This is a genomic window from Stenotrophomonas sp. YJH_SMC_37 (genome assembly GCF_059370035.1).
In genome coordinates, this window is the sequence record NZ_JCAFTG010000011.1 from 101144 (window position 1) to 118070 (window position 16927).

13 protein-coding genes are annotated in these 16927 nt (G+C 64.9%); 6 read left to right on the forward strand and 7 right to left on the reverse strand.

Annotated elements, in window-relative coordinates:
• The first annotated feature begins 29 nt into the window (after window positions 1–29).
• The 3 genes from gcvT (at window position 30) to AC5P8J_RS15910 (ending at window position 2901) form a co-directional block, all read left to right on the forward strand.
• Window positions 30–1142, forward strand: coding sequence for a glycine cleavage system aminomethyltransferase GcvT (gcvT, locus tag AC5P8J_RS15900; protein ID WP_227852384.1), 1113 nt, complete (start codon window positions 30–32; stop codon window positions 1140–1142).
• Between the two features lie 94 nt (window positions 1143–1236).
• The gene (gene gcvH / locus AC5P8J_RS15905) at window positions 1237–1632 is read left to right on the forward strand and encodes a glycine cleavage system protein GcvH (protein ID WP_019660083.1); all 396 of its coding nucleotides are present in this window, start codon (window positions 1237–1239) and stop codon (window positions 1630–1632) included.
• 774 nt (window positions 1633–2406) lie between these two features.
• Window positions 2407–2901, forward strand: coding sequence for a hypothetical protein (locus AC5P8J_RS15910; RefSeq protein WP_019660082.1), 495 nt, complete (start codon window positions 2407–2409; stop codon window positions 2899–2901).
• A gap of 239 nt (window positions 2902–3140) precedes the next feature.
• On the opposite strand, the gene AC5P8J_RS15915 is transcribed toward AC5P8J_RS15910, so the two are convergent.
• Window positions 3141–4544 carry a serine hydrolase domain-containing protein gene (locus AC5P8J_RS15915; RefSeq protein WP_019660081.1) on the reverse strand — a complete coding sequence of 468 codons (1404 nt, stop codon included), beginning with the start codon at window positions 4542–4544 and terminating at the stop codon, window positions 3141–3143.
• Window positions 4545–4828: 284 nt separating this feature from the next.
• Between AC5P8J_RS15915 and AC5P8J_RS15920 the strand changes: the two genes are divergently transcribed.
• Both AC5P8J_RS15920 and AC5P8J_RS15925 read left to right on the forward strand, forming a co-directional pair.
• Window positions 4829–6157, forward strand: coding sequence for an NTP/NDP exchange transporter (locus AC5P8J_RS15920; protein ID WP_227854419.1), 1329 nt, complete (start codon window positions 4829–4831; stop codon window positions 6155–6157).
• 30 nt (window positions 6158–6187) lie between these two features.
• Window positions 6188–6538 (forward strand): DUF1304 domain-containing protein, encoded by a 351-nt coding sequence (locus AC5P8J_RS15925; protein WP_111098948.1) that lies wholly within the window; start codon window positions 6188–6190, stop codon window positions 6536–6538.
• A gap of 496 nt (window positions 6539–7034) precedes the next feature.
• Here AC5P8J_RS15925 and AC5P8J_RS15930 read toward each other — a convergent pair whose 3' ends face one another.
• From AC5P8J_RS15930 to AC5P8J_RS15940, 3 genes are all read right to left on the reverse strand, one after another.
• Complete coding sequence (locus AC5P8J_RS15930) at window positions 7035–7502, reverse strand: hotdog fold domain-containing protein (protein ID WP_227854420.1); 468 nt, start codon at window positions 7500–7502, stop codon at window positions 7035–7037.
• A 76-nt stretch (window positions 7503–7578) separates the two neighbouring features.
• Entirely contained in the window at window positions 7579–10056 is a 2478-nt protein-coding gene (locus tag AC5P8J_RS15935) for an acyl-CoA dehydrogenase (protein WP_021204706.1), read from the reverse strand.
• Window positions 10053–10970 (reverse strand): alpha/beta fold hydrolase, encoded by a 918-nt coding sequence (locus tag AC5P8J_RS15940; RefSeq protein ID WP_021204705.1) that lies wholly within the window; start codon window positions 10968–10970, stop codon window positions 10053–10055. The genes AC5P8J_RS15935 and AC5P8J_RS15940 overlap by 4 nt, the downstream gene beginning before the upstream one ends.
• Before the next feature lie 143 nt (window positions 10971–11113).
• Between AC5P8J_RS15940 and AC5P8J_RS15945 the strand changes: the two genes are divergently transcribed.
• Window positions 11114–11716, forward strand: coding sequence for a TetR/AcrR family transcriptional regulator (locus AC5P8J_RS15945; protein WP_005418411.1), 603 nt, complete (start codon window positions 11114–11116; stop codon window positions 11714–11716).
• A gap of 138 nt (window positions 11717–11854) precedes the next feature.
• Here the strand turns inward: AC5P8J_RS15945 and AC5P8J_RS15950 are convergent, their stop codons facing one another.
• From AC5P8J_RS15950 to hslO, 3 genes are all read right to left on the reverse strand, one after another.
• The gene (locus tag AC5P8J_RS15950; protein ID WP_021204704.1) at window positions 11855–14611 is read right to left on the reverse strand and encodes a TonB-dependent receptor; all 2757 of its coding nucleotides are present in this window, start codon (window positions 14609–14611) and stop codon (window positions 11855–11857) included.
• Window positions 14612–14996: 385 nt separating this feature from the next.
• Window positions 14997–15845, reverse strand: coding sequence for an XOO1806 family protein (locus AC5P8J_RS15955; RefSeq protein ID WP_019660074.1), 849 nt, complete (start codon window positions 15843–15845; stop codon window positions 14997–14999).
• Window positions 15846–15961: 116 nt separating this feature from the next.
• Window positions 15962–16855 (reverse strand): Hsp33 family molecular chaperone HslO, encoded by an 894-nt coding sequence (gene hslO, locus AC5P8J_RS15960; RefSeq protein ID WP_021204702.1) that lies wholly within the window; start codon window positions 16853–16855, stop codon window positions 15962–15964.
• Between the last annotated feature and the right edge of the window lie 72 nt (window positions 16856–16927).

Sequence of the window (16927 nt, forward strand, 5' to 3'; positions counted from 1 at the left end):
TCTTGTTTCCTCTGCTGCCGGACCCGGTCATGACCCAGAAGACGCTGCTCAACGATACCCACCGCGCCCTTGGCGCCAAGATGGTCGATTTCGGGGGTTGGGACATGCCCATCCACTACGGCTCGCAGCTCGACGAGCACCACCTGGTGCGCCGTGAGTCCGGTGTGTTCGACGTCAGCCACATGACCGTGGTCGATCTGCGCGGTGAGCAGGTCAAGCCGTTCCTGCGCCGCCTGCTGGCCAACTCGATCGACAAGCTGAAGGTCACCGGCAAGGCACTGTACTCGTGCATGCTGAATCCCCGTGGCGGCGTCATCGACGACCTGATCGTCTACTACCTGGGCGACGACTTCTTCCGCATGGTGGTCAATGCCTCGACCCGCGAAAAGGATCTGGCCTGGCTGCGTGAGCAGGCCGCACCGTTCGGCGTGTCCGTCGAGCAGCGTCCGGACCTGGCCATCCTGGCCGTGCAGGGGCCGCAGGCGCGCGACATCGTCATCAGCCTGGCCCGCGAAGCCGACCGCGCCGCGCTGACCAAGCTGGGCCGCTTCGCCGCCCTGCAGGTGCAGTCCGACGATGGCGTCGAGCTGTTTGTCGCCCGCACCGGCTACACCGGCGAAGACGGCTTCGAAATCCTGCTGCCGCAGGATGCCGTGGTCGCGTTCTGGAACCGCCTGCTGGCGGCAGGCGTGAAGCCGGCAGGCCTCGGCGCGCGCGACACGCTGCGCCTGGAAGCCGGCATGAACCTGTACGGCCAGGACATGGACGAAGAGATCAGCCCATATGAGGCAGCATTGGCCTGGACCGTGTCGCTGGACGAAGGCCGCGACTTCATCGGCCGCGGCGCGCTGGAAGCGCAGAAGGCTGCCGGCACCGCGCGCCAGATGATCGGCCTGGTGATGGACGAAAAGGGCGTGCTGCGCCACGGCCAGGCAGTGACGACGGCCGGCGGCGAGGGCGAGATCCTGTCCGGCACCTTCTCGCCGACGCTGGCCAAGGGCATCGCCTTCGCCCGCGTGCCGGCCGGTGAACTCGGCCAGGTCACCGTCGACATCCGCGGCCGGCAGGTGCCGGTACGCGTGGTCAAGTTCCCGTTCGTGCGCGAAGGCCAGGCCCAGCCCGGCGTGCTCGCCGACGCCTGATCCGAACGTGCCGGTCGTCACTGACAGCAGTGACGGCCGGTTGGTTACACTAGCCCCGTTTTTTCCACCCCCTGCATATCTCTGGAGCAGTCCCATGAGCGAGATCCCCGGCGACCTCAAGTTCCTCAAGTCCCATGAGTGGGCCCGTGTCGAAGGCAATGGCCGCGTCACCGTCGGTATTTCCGACCACGCCCAGGGCCTGCTGGGTGACCTGGTCTACGTCGAACTGCCCGAAGTCGGCGCCGAGGCCAAGGCCGGCGAACAGATCGCCGTTGTCGAGTCGGTGAAGGCCGCCTCGGACGTCTACAGCCCGATCAGCGGCAAGGTCGTCGAGGTCAACTCAGCCCTGTCCGACAAGCCGGAAACCATCAACGAAGATGCCTACGGCGAAGGCTGGATGTTCGTGGTCGAACTGGCCAACGCCGAAGAGGTCAACGATCTGCTGGATCCGGACGCGTACGCCGAAGTCCTGGAGAGCGACGACCACTGAGTCGCGCTTGCGGATTCTGAAACGGCCACCTTCGGGTGGCCGTTTTCGTTTTGGCGAGTGCGTCGGACTCATGACGGCCGGTTCGCTTGGCACCCTCGGCGTGGCATCAGCGGACTGACAATCGGTGCCGATCGGCGTGCGCAGTTTTGCGCAAATCCGCGTTTCCGCCCCGCGCCGACGTACTCGGATGTGAAAACTTTTTGCCCCCCGTTGCGGCGCCGTTGTGCTGGCGTTGGTGCCAGCGGCAGCCGGTGCTGGCGATGTGTGCACGCAGTGGCCACCGACGTGCATGCATCTGCGCAGAGTGCTTATTTCAAGTACTTTTTGTTCAACGCTTGCATGGTTGTTGCTGCAGGCAGCATGCGTGCGTGGCGCTTCGGCGGTCGTCGAGCGCGGAGCGTGGCGACCGTGCAGGCACCACCATGGATGGCGCGGATGTGAAAATTTTTCGCGGGGGTTGTTGACAGTAAAAAAAACCGTGATTAGGTTTCGCCTCAGCAGACCTTGCCTGCCCAACCGAGTGCGCAGAATCAATCGTCCGATGCGAAGCAGCCCCTTCAAGACCACCGCGACCCTGATGACGGTGGACATGGCCCCGCTTCCCCCGGAGAAATGCAAGGCAACTCCCGTTCCGATGCCCGCTCCGCCGATCGAGGCTGGCATTGCCGCATCCGTAACGGCGCGCCTGACGCGCCGGCGGTCCCCGCACGCAGCATCCGCGGGTTTGATCCACCTGGGCGTTTCAACTCCCTATCACTGACGAGGAGCCATCCCATGGCAACCAAGAAAGCTGCGAAGAAAAAGCCCGCCGCCAAGAAAGCGGTGAAGAAGGTCGCGAAGAAGGCCGCTGCCAAGAAGGCAGTGAAGAAGGTCGCGAAGAAGGCGACTGCCAAGAAGGCGGTGAAGAAGGCTGCGAAGAAGGTCGCCAAGAAGGCCACTGCGAAGAAGGCAGTGAAGAAGGCGGCGAAGAAGGTCGCCAAGAAGTCCACTGCCAAGAAGGCCACCAAGAAGGTAGCCAAGAAGGCCACCAAGAAGACTGCCAAGAAGGCAACGGCCCGCAAGCCGGCCAAGAAGGTCGCGAAGAAGGCAACTGCCAAGAAGGCCGTCAAGAAGACCGCCAAGAAGGCAGTGAAGAAGACCGCGAAGAAGGCCACCAAGAAGGCTGCCCCGAAGAAGGCAGCGAAGAAGGTTGCCAAGCGCAAGCCGGCCGCCCGCAAGAAGAAGGCCGCTCCGGTCGCTCTGCCGGCAACCCCGGCACCGCTGATCTAAGTACTTCCCGATAGCCGCATCCTGAAACCCCTTCCCTGGCTGCCCAGCGGGGAGGGGGTTTTTTTATGGGGCCATTGCCAGCACCGAGCCATGGCCGACTGCCTTTCTGACGTTTGACGCGCTGCATCTGTGGAGCAGGGGCCTGTCTTCCGAGCTGGCCGGGCATGGCCAGGTCCTACAAAACAACAAAAAGGGCGGCCCCCAGGCCGCCCTTGATGCTCACGGTCGAGCCCGCCGGATCAGCGCGGGGAAGCCACCGCGCGGTTGCTCGAGGCGCCCTTGCCCTTGCGCTTGTCCTGCTGCTGCGCAGGGCTGCTGCCCTCGGCCATCAGGTTGTCGCTTCCGAAGTCGGTGTCCACGTCCAGCCAGCGCTGCGCCGGCAGGCCGAGCGCGGAGTCGAGCACGGTCGGCAGCAGGCCGCTGGGCAGGCTGCTTTCGCCGTTCCACATGATGGCGATGCCCAGATCGCGTTCCGGCACCAGCGCGACCAGGCCGCGGTAACCCTGTACGGCACCGGCATGGAACACCACGTCGTGGCCGGCGTAGTCGAAGGTGCGCCAGCCCAGGGCATAGCCCGCCGAATGCAGGCGCTCACGGCGCCAGCCTGAACGCATCTCGCCGGGGGTGCTGATCAGGCTCGAATGCAGCGTGGCCAGCAGCGGTGCGGGCAGCACGTCGGGGCGGTGGCCGGTGTGGGCGAGCAGCCACTGCGCCATGTCGCTGGCACTGGCATTGACGCCGGCCGCCGGGGCGACCCGGTAGTAGGTCGGCTTCGGCGTCAGCGAGACCCAGCCGTTGCGGCTGCGCACGTGCGGACGCGCCCAGCGCGAGCTGGCCTGGATGCCGGCCAGGCCGAGGCTGGCATCGTTCATGCCCAGCGGCTTGAAGATACGGCGCTCGACCGACTGTTCGTAGAAGCTGCCGGAGGCCGCGTAGACGACATCGCCGATCAGGCTGAAGGCCACGTTCTGGTAGGCATAGCACTCGCCCGGCAGGCACTTCAGGCTGGTGTTGGCCAGTTTCTGGGTCAACGCGTAGTACTCGGCGTTGCCTTCGATGTCGCGGTCGTAGGCGTTGTACGGCAGGCCGACGCGATGGCTGAGCACGTCGGCCACGGTCAGGCGATCAGTGGCTTCCGGCGAGTTCAGGCGGAAACCCGGCACGTAGTCGGTGACCTTGCTGTCCCAGCGCAGCGTGCCGTCGTTGACCAGCAGGCCGGCCATGGTGCCGGCGAAGGCCTTGGACAGCGAGGCCAGGCGGAACACGGTGTGCGCATCAACTGGCAGCGGATTGTTGACGTCGGTGACGCCATAGCCGCGCGCGCTGAGGATACGGCCGCCCTGAACGATCGCCACCGCCATGCCCGGCACGCGTTCGCCATAGGTGAGCTGCTGCGCCATCGATTCGATGTTGGCGACGTTGAAGCCGGGCGCCGGGGCCTGCACGCGGGGCACCAGGCCGGTGCGGTAGGCCGCCGGCTGGGTGTGGGCGACGGTGGGACCCGCAGCAGTTTCGATGTTGGTCGGCATCGGCGGCAACGCCGGCGGGGTCTGCGCGGTGGTGGACAAGGCAACGGGCATCAACATGCCCAGCAAACCGGTGGCCGCCGATCGGATCGGACGACGCAGGCTGTTCTTTTTCATCGGTTGGACCCGTGCGCGACTGCTGATGGCGATTCTAGCGCCGCTTTTCCCCTGTGCACAAACAAAGCGAAGATGAATGCGCATCTCGTTGAAAAAGTTGGCATTTCGACGCTCTGGAAGTGTGTCCGAACGTGTCGTTCCTGCCTCTCATGCCACTACGTTGCGGCCATCGGTGCGCGCGTCACGCTGGCGATGTTGCAGTGCATTGGCTAACGTACGCGCTTCACCGCCCCGGAGCCTGCCATGCCGCTGTCCAACCGCCGTCTTCTGGCGAGGGACGCCGCGTGAGCGCGGTGAAGGGCAAGGGGCCGCTGCGTGGGCTGACGGCGGCACTGCGTGAGTCGCCGGCGCTGTGGTGGTCGTTCCTGTACTTCTTCTGCCTGCTCAGCGGCTACTACGTGCTGCGCCCGGTGCGTGAGGCGATGGCTGCCTCGGCGGACCTGGAAACGGTGTTCCCGCCAGTGCTGATCGCCTGGTTCGCCGGCCACGGCATTGCGTTGAAGGACTTTGTCCTGCAGTTCCTGTTTTCCTGCGTGTTCGTGATCATGCTGGTGCTGCAGCCGGTGTACGGCTGGCTGGTCAGCCGCTTCCCGCGGCGGGTGTTCCTGCCGGCGGTGTATGGGTTCTTCATCGTCACCCTGCTGGGCTTCTACGTACTGTTCGATAGCGGTGTGCCGGGCCGCGGCATGGCGTTCTTTTTCTGGATCACTGTCTTCAACCTGTTCGCGGTGGCGGTGTTCTGGAGCTTCATGGCCGATGTGTTTTCCAACGCGCAGGCACGTGCTTTCTACGGTTACATCGGCGCGGCTGGCACCGTCGGTGCCTTCCTCGGTCCGATCATCACCAGTGCGCTGGTGCAGCGCGTGGGTATCGCCAACCTGATGCTGGTCTCTGCGGGATTCCTGGTCGTCTGCCTGTTGTGCATCTGGCGGCTGCGGCACTGGGCGGTGCTGCGCGAACGCGAGCAGCAACTGGTGTCCGGCGAGAAGCCAATGGGCGGCAGCGTGCTGGATGGCTTGAAACTGATCGTGCGTGAACCTCTGCTGCGCTGGCTGGCGATCATGGTGGTGTTCGGTGTGGGCGTGGGCACCCTGCTGTACAACCAGCAGGCCAGCATCGTGCGTGAGGCATTCAACGATGCAGGCGCTGCTACGGCCTTCTTCTCGCGTATCGACCTGGCGGTGAACGCACTGGCGCTGCTGATGCAGCTCGCCCTGACCCGCTGGCTGCTGTCCCGGCATGGCATTGCGCCGGCGCTGCTGATTCCTGGTTTCGCGATCCTGATCGGCTTCTCGGTGCTGGCGGCCTCGCCGATGCCGCTGATGGTCGCGGTGGCGCAGGTGATGACCCGCGCCAGTGAATTCGCGCTGGCCAAGCCGGCGCGCGAAACCATCTACACCCGCGTGGACCGCCAGTGGCGCTATAAGGCCGGCGCAGCGATCGACACGGTGGTCTACCGGGGCGCGGACCTGAGCTTTGCGTGGCTGCACAAGGGGCTGTCCCTGTTCGGCTCGCACGTGGTGTTCATGGGTGGCGTGGCGGTGGCCGGCTTCATGACCCTGGCCGCGTTCGGCGTGCTGCGCGAAGAAAAGAAACTGCCGCGCGACCGCTGACGCGGCCCAATCTTCCCGAGGAGAGAAACGATGTCGCTGATCGCGCTGCTGCTGACCGTGCTGGTCGCGGTGCTGCACCTGTACTTCCTGGTGCTGGAGATGTTCCTGTGGACCCGCCCGCTGGGCCTGAAGACCTTCCGCAACACGCCGGAGAAGGCAGAGATCACGCGCGTGCTGGCGGCCAACCAGGGCCTGTACAACGGCTTCCTGGCGGCGGGCATCGTAGGGGGGCTGGTGATCGATCAGCCAGTGCTGGTGACGTTCTCGCTGGCCTGCGTGGTGGTGGCCGGGTGCTATGGCGCCTACAGCGTGAGCCGCCGCATTTTCATGATCCAGGCGGTGCCTGCGATCCTGGCGTTGGTTCTTCGCGCGGTGGCGTAGTTTCCAGCCAACGGCGCAGCCCCTCGTGGGTTGGTCGCGTAGAGCTTCTCATGGGGTTGGCCGGGCGGGTTGGGTTCGCGGGGGACGCCGCAAGTACGTCCCTGTAGGCTTGGCCGCGGCATTCATGCCGCGGACACCCCCGCGAACCCAACCCGCCCGGCCTCAGACAGGTTCCGTGCGCGGCCAGCCCACGGAGAAGAAAAAAGAAGATCAAGAGCAACAGCGGGTCGCTGCGCTCGTGGATTCTGCGTGCATGGAAAAAAGCGGCCGATGGGTCGCTTTTGCTTTTGCTCTTCTTTCTCTCTTCCGTGGGGGACGCCGCAGAGATCCGTCCGAGGCCGGAGGGGGGGGCCGGGCGGGGTATCCGCGCCATGGATGGCGCGGCTAAGCCTACACGGACGTACTTGCGGCGTCCCCGCCTGGCCCCACCCCTCCGGCCCAACCGATAAACCGCATCCCGCGTCCACCCACGAGGGGCTGCGCCGTTCGCGGGAACCTACTTCGCCGGCGACATCCACATGTCGATGACCGCGCTGAACACTTCCGTCCCCGCCCGGTCGCGCACGCTGACCGTCACCGGCAGCGCATAGCCTTCGGCCGCGACGACAATCGGCTGTACCGGCAGCGCCACCGCCTGCAGTGTGCCTCGTGCCTTGGCCAGGTACTGCACCTGCATCCCCTTCGGGATCCAGCGCATGCCCTTCGGCAGCGATGCATCGACCATCAACCCGGCGGTCAGTTCGGCCAGGTTGCACATCGCGATCGCATGCACCGTGCCGATGTGGTTGCGTACCCTGCGGCGGTCGGCCAGCGTCCCTTCGCAGCGGCCGTGTTCCAGGCGGGTGATGCACGGCGCGATGCTGGCGAAGTAGGGCGCCTTGAAACACACCGCGCGCGAGAACAGCCAGTTGCCAGCAGGCCAGCGCTGCAGGCGTTGGTAAAGCGAGAGCAGGGGTGTGGACATGAGGGGTATTCCGGTCGGCGGATAACGCGACGGCGGGCCGAGGCCCGCCGTCGAAGGCAACGTGTGTCGCGGGCGATCAGGCCGCCTGCGAATGCGGGTCCTTGTGCTGGCGGTCGTAGTAGCTGGCCGCGCGCAGTTCGTGGGTGTCGAAGTCGTCCACGGTGATCGTGTCCAGGGTGAGCGTGCGCAGCTCTTCCAGCAGGCTGCGCTCGTCCTGGGTGATCACGCCCTCGGCCACGGCCTCGTCCAGCTGGCTCTTGAAATCCAGCGCCTCGATGCCCTTGCTCTTCAGCGCCTTGAGGAACTTGCGCTCCACCGGCTCGGCCATGATCGCCTTGCTCAGGTAGCTGTTGATGCGGCCACCCGGGTTGTTCTCGCACGGGGTCAGGAACACGCCACTGGCCAGGCGGTCGCGGGCTTCGTTCGGCGCCATCAGCAGGGCGGCGACACGGCGGCTCAGGCGATCGCCCGGCGCCTCGGCACGACGGCCCAGCGGGAAGATCAGTGCCCACATCAGCCAGCCGATCGGACGGATCGGGAAGTTGCGCAGTGCGGCCGACAGCGACTCTTCGATCTTGTGCACGCTGTCATGGAAGGCCCAGGCCAGCAGCGGCTGGTCGGCCTGCGGTGCGCCTTCGTCGTGGTAGCGCTTGAGCATTGCGCTGGTCATGTAGACGTGGCTCAGCACGTCGCCCAGGCGGCCGGACAGCGATTCCTTGAACTTCAGCTTGCCGCCGAGGGTCATCATCGAGATGTCGGCCATCAGGGCCAGGTTGGCCGAGTAACGGTCCAGCTTGCGGAAGTAGCGGCGGGTGTAGGCGTCACCCGGAGCGGCGCCGAAGCGCGCGCCGGTCAGGCCGAACCAGAACGAACGCACGGCGTTGGAGATGCCGTAGCGGATGTGGCCGAACAGGCTGCGGTCGAACTCCTGCAGGCCGGCACGGGTGTCCGGATCCTGCGCCGCCTTCATCTCCTTCAGCACCCATGGGTGGCAGAGGATCGCACCCTGGCCGAAGATCAGCAGGCTGCGGGTCATGATGTTGGCGCCTTCCACGGTGATCGCGATCGGCGCGGCCTGCCAGCTGCGGCCGGCGAAGTTGCGCGGCCCCAGGATGATGCCCTTGCCGCCGATCACGTCCATCATGTCCGAGATCACTTCGCGGCTCATAGTGGTGCAGTGATACTTGGCGATGGCCGACGGCACCGACGGCACGTCACCGCGGTCGACCGCCGCGGCGGTGGCCTGCGACAGTGCGCTGATCTTGTAGGCCTTGCCACCGATGCGGGCCAGCGCCTCCTCGACGCCCTCGAAGCGGCCGACCGACAGGCCGAACTGCTTGCGGATGCGTGCATAGGCGCCGGTGACGGCCGCACCGGCCTTGGCACCACCGCTGGCGGTGGACGGCAGGGTGATCGAGCGGCCTACGGCCAGGCACTCGTTGAGCATGTTCCAGCCCTTGCCGGCCATGGCCGCGCCACCGATCAGCTGGGTCAGCGGGATGAACACATCCTTGCCCCGGATCGGACCGTTCTGGAAGGTCGAGTTCAGCGGGAAGTGGCGACGACCGATCTCCACGCCGGCTGTGTCGCGCGGCAGCAGGCCCAGGGTGATGCCGATATCGCGGGTATCGCCGATCAGGCCATCGGGATCGTACATGCGGAAGGCCAGGCCGATCAGCGAGGCGACCGGTGCCAGGGTGATGTAGCGCTTGTCGAAGGTCAGCTTGACGCCGAGCACCTGCTCGCCGTTCCACTCGCCCTTGCAGACGATGCCGTAATCGGGAATCGAGGTGGCGTCGGAACCGGCGAACGGACCGGTCAGGCCGAAGCAGGGCACTTCACGGCCATCGGCCAAGCGCGGCAGGTACTGGTCCTTCTGTTCCTGGGTGCCGTAATGCACCAGCAGTTCACCCGGGCCCAGCGAGTTGGGTACGCCGACGGTGGAGCTGACCACCGAGGACACCGAGGCCAGCTTCTGGATCACCTTGTGGTGGGCCAGCGCGGAGAAGCCCAGGCCGCCATATTCCTTCGGGATGATCATGCCGAAGAACTTGTTCTTCTTGATGAAGGCCCACAGCTCCGGCGGCAGGTCGGCATGGACGTGGGTGATTTCCCAGTCGTTGACCATCGCGCACAACTCTTCGACGGGGCCATCAAGGAAGGCCTGTTCTTCGGCAGTCAGCTGCGGCTTGGGGTAGTTGAGCAGGATGTTCCAGTCCGGATCACCGGTGAACAGTTCGCCCTCGAATCCGACCGAACCGGTTTCCAGCGCGATGCGCTCGGTCTGCGACAGCGGCGGCAGCACCTTGCGGAACACCTTCATCATCGGGCCGGTCAGCAGCGGCTTGCGGATGAACGGCAGCAGCAGCGGCACGGCGATGACGGCCAACACGGCGGCCGCCACGATCGTGGCGGTCTGGTTGACGTAGGGGATGAACCAGCAGGCGACCAGCAGGGCCACGCTGATCAGCGTCCAGGTAACCAGCCGCATGCGGTGGTAGGCGACGAACGCGCCTGCCAGCAGCAGGGCGAGGAAGGGAAGAACGATGCTCATGAGCGTGCTCCGGTGACGTGCTCGTTTGTGGCGGACGAAGCCGCAGCATCCGCTGCGGGCAACACGTCCAGATAGTCCAACACAGTAGCGGTAAAGGCGTCGTTGTCATCGCCTGCGACCATATGCGTGGCCTGCGGCAGCTGTACATGGCGCGCGTGCGGCGCCAACGCCAGGAATTCGGCCACGGTCTGCGGCGTGACCAGATCGCTGCGGCCGCCGCTGACCAGCAGCAGCGGGCACTTCACCTGGCGCGCGGCCTCGGCCAGTGCGTCCTGGTGCTGCTCGCTGTCGCGGGCCAGTTCGGCCACCAGGCGCGGGTCCCAATGCCAGCGCCAGCGGCCGTGTCCGTCTTCGCGTAGCAAGGCACGCAGCGACTGCTCGGATTTGCGCGGGCGGTGAGGCATGTAGGCTGAGATCACATCGGCGGCCTGGGCCAGCGAGGCAAAGCCGTCGGGATGGGCGGTCATGAAGGCGAGGATGCGTTCGACGCCGGCGATATCCCAGCGCGGCGTGATGTCGACCAGTACCATCGCCGAGAACAGGCCGGGCCAGCGCGACTCAGCCAGCAGGCCGAACAGCCCGCCCATCGACGCTGCAACGAGCACCGGCGCACGCGGCTGTTCACCGGCCAGCACGATCAGGTCATCAGCGAACTGTTCGCCGTGATAGGGCAGGTCGGTGGCATTCCAGTCTGAATCGCCATGGCCGCGCGCGTCGTAAGCGAGTGTCTGCAGGCCGGCCGCAGACAGGGCGCGTGCGGTGGCGTTCCAGGCGTGGCGGGTCTGGCCGAAGCCGTGCGCGAACAGCACGCGACCACGACGACCGTGCTCGCTGGCCGTGGCCGCGAGGCGGGCGCCATGGGCGGCCTCCAGGCGCAGGTCATGGAACGCAGCGGGAGTAGGGGACATAACCATACTTGCTAGTATGGATCGCTTGCGGGGGAAGTCAATACTGCATCGTATGGTGCGTTGCAGGTTAGGGTCCAGGGGGGGGGCTTTGACGGTTTCGCCTGCAACGGCGTACTGCAACGAACCCCGGCGTATGGTTAAATCAGTCCATGAATCAACCTGACGCTTCCGCCGGCGAACCGCGCGCCGGCCGCAACAGCCGCCTGAGTGCCGAAGACTGGGCCCAGGCGGCCCTCGACCTGATTGCTGAACAAGGCGTAGGCGCCGTTGCGGTGGAACCGCTGGCGCGGCGACTCGGCGTGACCAAGGGCAGTTTCTACTGGCATTTCCCTTCGCGCGATGCATTGCTGCAGGCGGCGCTGGAGCGCTGGGAACTGTTCGAACAGGAACAGGTGTTCGGCAGCCTGGAAGACGTACCGGATCCGCGTGTGCGCCTGCGCCAGCTGTTCCAGATGGTGGCGCATGAAGTGCAGCCGCACATCATCTACAGCGAGCTGCTGAAGGCGCTGGACCATCCGATGGTGCGGCCGGTGATCGACCGGGTTTCGCAGCGTCGCCTCGACTATCTGGTTGCCTCGTTCCGCCAGGCAGGGCTCAGCTCGACCGATGCACGCCATCGCGCACGCCTGGCCTACGCCGCCTATGTCGGCTTCCTGCAGTTGTCGTTGCAGCTGCAGCAGCCGAAGCAGGCGCGCGAGGATTTCGAAGCCTATGTGGAGCACCTGATCGAGACGCTGATTCCGAACGGTTGAGCGTTGTTGCTTTGTTGAGTGCAGAAGGCCGCGGCAATTGCCGCGGCCTTTTTCGTTGGGTGCTGCCGCAGCCTGGAATGCACAAAAAACAACGGCCCCTTGCGGGACCGTTGCTGCATCAGCCGATCAGTGGATCGATCAGAACTTCTGCTTGTACTGCATGTACATGTAGCGGCCCGGCAGGTCGTACTGCGGGTCGAACATGTTGTACGAGGTCGAGTACGAGACCGGCGGATCCTTGTCCCACACGTTGTTCAGGCCGACCATGATGGTGCCCTTCCACGGCGTGTTGTAACGGAACTGGATGTCGTGGTAGGTGGTCGCGCCCATGTGGTTCTTGCCGTTCTGGCCATCGGAGCAGTAGCCCACCAGGTCGGCGTCACCCACCGGATCGAACGGGCAGTCTTCGGTCATGCCCGACTTGTAGCGCAAGCCGTAGTTGACGCCGAAATCGCCGTACGACCAGTCGACGTACAGGTTGGAGCGGATACGCCAGTACGGATCCTGGTCGAGGTAACGGCCGGCGCGGCCATCCAGCGGTGCATCTTCGGTCGACTTCGTATCCCACTTGGACAGGTAGGTGCCGTCCAGGCTGATGGTGAACTGACCGATCGAGGTTTCCGGCAGCTTGTACAGGATGCCCAGATCCCAGCCTTCCACCTTGTACGACGACAGGTTCTGCAGCGGCATGTCGACGTTTGTGATGGTGTAGCGCTGGGTGGCAGTGCCGTAGTTCGGATCACGGGTGATCAGGCCACAGTAGGCTGCCTGTTCCTGCGGGGAACCACCGTAGCAGCGATCCATGATGTCCTGGATGGCCGGGCGGGTGATGGCGTCCTCGATCTTGATCTGCCACCAGTCCAGGGTCACGTTCAGGCCCTGCACGAAGCTCGGGCTCCACACCAGGCCCAGCGTCTTGCTGGTCGAGGTTTCCGGCTTCAGATCCGGATTCGACTTCCAGGTGAATGCTTCCGGCGTCTGCTTGTTCGCACCGCTGCCGGCACCGGGCTGCTGGAAGTTCGCCGGGACGCCTTCGGCGGCGCATTGGGCGGCAACCGCACCAGTGCGACGACCGCTGGATGCGGAGCAGGGATCGGCGTAGGTTTCGAACGAATCGGTGTTGCCGCGATACAGATTGTTGATGCTCGGAGCGCGGAAGCCTTCGGAGTAGTTGCCGCGGACCATCAGGTCGTCGATCGGCTTCCAGCGGAAACCGAACTTGTTGTTGGTGGTGTTGCCGAAGTTGCTGTAGTCAGAGAAACGCGAGGCGACACTGAGGTCGAGCAGCTTGGCGCCCGGCAGATCGGCCAGCACAGGAATCGAGAGTTCCAGGAAGAACTCGTCCAGGTCGTAAGCGCCCTTGGTGGGAGCTGCACCGTTGCCGGTGCTGAGGCCTGCAGCGATGAAGGCATCTGGATCGAACTGGCCGCTTTCCTTACGACCCTCATAACCGGCTGCAAAGCCAAGCGCACCCGCCGGGAGCTGCACGATTTCACCGGAGATGTTGGCGTAATAGCTCTTGGACACCAGGCTGGCAGAGTCATGCGCCGTGAACGAAGCGTAGTCCAGCGCAGCCTGCGAGATGGAACCCAGGCCGCCAAGCGGGTTGATCGGTACGCAGCCGGTGATGACCGCACCGGCAGAGGTCAGGCAGACCGGCTGACCGTCGCGGATCGCTGACGGACCGTAGGCTTCCGCCAGGCGCTGGCGGTTGAACAGACCATAGGTCAGGTCGTTCTGGTCGGTCTTGTCGTAACGGTAGCCGACATCCCAGTCGAAGTTCCTGTCAGCGATCTCGAAGAAGCCTTCGAAGCCGCCGTAGAAGTGCCAGTTCTTGACGTTCTGATTGAACGAGCGGCCGCCGGTTTCATTGAAACGACGCGACACGCTGGTCAGATCCACACCGTAGGGGTTGTAGATGCTCGATGCGCTCAGGCGCTGGCCAGTCACGGGCATGGCCGCCAACAGCTGCTCGGACTTGCGCTCGTTGTACATCGCCTCGGTGCGGAAGGTGATGTTGTCGGTAACGTTGTACGAACCGACCGCGAACAGCGAGGTGCGCTCGTTGGGGGTCAGCAGGTAGTTGTCCGGAGAAGTGTTGTAGCCGTGGACATTGGCGTTGAAGGGGGTCTCAACACCATTGATGATGACGTAGCGCTGGTCATTGCGGATGTACGAGCCCGGCAGGCCGGTGCTGCTCTGGCCGCCAAAGAACGGCGGACCACCGGCGGAGATCTTGCGATCACCAGCCATCACTTCCTTTTCATTCACGTAGGACGCACCGAGCACGAGTGACGCGCGATCGGTGGTGGTACCGATGGTGAAATCGGCGGCTTCGCGTTCGCCGTCGCCCTGGCTGTACTGTCCCTTGTAGAAGTTCGCTTCCGCGCCGTCGAAGTTCTGCTTGGTGATGATGTTCACCACGCCGGCGATGGCGTCCGAACCATAGATGGTCGATGCGCCGTCCTTGAGGACGTCGATGCGCTCGATCATCGCGGTCGGGATGGTGTTCAGGTCGACGCTGCCATCCAGGCCGGTGGTCCAGCGACGGCCGTTGACCAATACCAGGGTGCGCTCGGAACCGAGGTTACGCAGGCTGATGCCGGCCGAGCCATCACCGCCGTTGTTGAACGTACGGTTCAGCGCGGCGCCGTTGGCGGCGACGCGCTGCAGGATGTCGGCGACCGAGGTCACGCCCTGCTTTTCGATGTCGGCGCGGGTCAGGCTCAGGACCGGCTGCGAGGTTTCGATGTCGGTGCTCTTGATGCGCGAACCGGTGACCGAGATGCGGTCAAGGTTGGTCGCTTCCTGAGCCTGGGCGGTGGCTGTGGACGCCACACCGGCAACGAGCGCGACCAGAACGGCGTCGCGCAGCTTGTTGGACTGGAAATTCATTGGCTCTCTCTCTCCAAGAAATCTTGGCTGGGTTAATGCCCGGCGGGGGAGCGAAAAGCGCTCCCAAATCGCGAGGGCTGAACCGATAGTAGCGGGCGTTGGCCAAGAATTAAAGCTGCGTTAATCAAGCCTGTGATTTTGGTAAAAATGAAATTTCACACTGGAAATCAAAGGGTTGAAGTGCACGTGCGCTGACGATGTCTCGTTTGTTAGCGCAAAGTGACGAAAAAAGTTCTCGTTGATGTGTATCACAGTGTGTCGGCATGCGTTGCGCGGTATCCAGTACGCCGAAAAGCGCGCTGCGTGTATCACGAGCGCGCATATGCAACGGGCGCCTTTCGGCGCCCGGAAGAAGTCATTGCAGTGAAGACCCACGTGGGCCGGGTCAGAGATCCTGTTCGTAACGCACGTACGGCACGGTGCCATCGTCATTGCTTTCATTGCGCGGGGAGAACGGATTCTTGCCCCGGCTGATCACGTTCTCGGCGCCAACGGTCAGCTGGCCGGACCACGGGGTGCGCCAGGTCAGGCCGATGCCCAGGCCTTCCCACTTGCCAGGCTTGCCCGGCACGTCGATCACGCGGCCGATGATGCTGCCGGTGAAATTGCCGTACCCGGCGCCAATGCTCAGGCTTTTGCTGTCCCAGCGGTCGGCGATGGACGGCGCTGCGTCGGCCAACGGTACCAGCCGCGCCTTGGCGTAGGTACCGGCAATCGAGACAAAACCCTCGCGGCCGATGTTCTTCTGCGCGAACACGGTCAGATCGTTCTGCTCGGCGCGCAGCGAGGGTGTCTTGTTCGGGCCGGACAGCCACGCCGGCAGGGTTTCACGGCCCGTGCCCGCGGTGATGCCGAGGCGGCCGCTGCCGCGGTTCAGCGCGGCAGTCCCGGTGAAGCGGCGGCTGTTGAGGTCGTCATCGTCACCCAGGCTGGCCAGCATGCAGTGACTGGCCAGGCCGCTCATGCTGGTCCCGCTGCTGCTGTTGCAGAGCAGGCCCAGCGAATCGCCGGAGGACAGGCCGAAAGCCGCATCCAGCGAGTTGCGGCCGAAGTGCCAGCGGGCGCCGGCAGCCTGTTCACCGGTGGGCTCCAGGTACAGCAATGCCTCGACCTTGCCGCTGCCCTTGTTCCATACCGGCAGCACGGTCCGGGTGTCCTTGCTCTGCGCGTGCGCGCCCGTGATCGCGCCAAGGGCGATCAGCAGGGCCAGCGGTAGACGCAGGAAGGTACGCATCGGACCAGTTCAGACAAGGACAGACAACGGAAGTTCCCGTAGAGACGGGAACTTGATCGTAGGGCGTTTATGAATTCTTAACAAGCCTTGATCCCCCCAGATGCAAGACAAGCTGTTCACTGAAGGCGTTCGGGCGCCGGTACAGTCCCCTCGGCACCGTGGAACAGTATGCCGAACTCCGTCAAAGGAAAGTGATACTCCCGCCCGCAGAATTCGCAACGGACCTCGACGGCGCCGGTGTCCGCGGCCGCGGCACGTGCCTCGTCCTCGCCCAGCGACTGCAGCATCGATGCGACCCGCTCGCGGGAACAGGAGCAGGCGAAGGACAGCGGCTTGTCGCCCATCAGTTCCGGCTTCTCCTCGTGGAACAGGCGGTGCAGCAGCTGCTCGGCCGGGGTGGCCAGCAGTTCGGCCTTGCCCAGGGTCTCGAACAGGGCGCTGGCACGCGCCCAGCCGTCCTCGTCACCCTCATCGCCTGGCAGCTTCTGCAGCAGCAGGCCGGCGGCGCCATTGCGGTCGGCGGCCAGCAGCAGGCGCGTCGGCAGCTGCTCGGACTGGCGGAAGTAGTCCTCGAAGGCCTCGTCCAGCTCCGGTGCGGTCAGTGCGACCAGGCTCTGGTAGCGCTGCGGCTCGCGCGGGTCCAGGCCCGGGTTTTCGATGGTGATCGCGAGAAGGGCGTCATCACCCAGGCTGGACAGGTCGCGCGGCGCATCGGCCCCCTCGCTGAGCTGGGCGATGCCGCGCAGGGTACCGGCGGCGGTGCATTCGGCGAACAGGGTGCGCAGGGCGGTGCTGCTACGCAGCTGGATCGACAGGCGCCCATCGATCTTGGTATGGCCGGTGAACAGCGCCGAGGCAACACAGGCCTCGCCGAGCAGTTCGGCAGCGGTGTCCGGGTACGCGGCGTGGGACAGGATTTCCTGCCAGGTGGCCTGCAGGCGCACGTGGACGCCACGGACGCCAGCGTCGGGCAGCAGGAAGCGGATCAGGGAATCGGGGTTGGCGGTCATCGGCTCACATCGCGCGTAAACGGGGGCGGTTGCCGGATAATGCGCCGACAACCAGATAGAAGAAGGATGCAC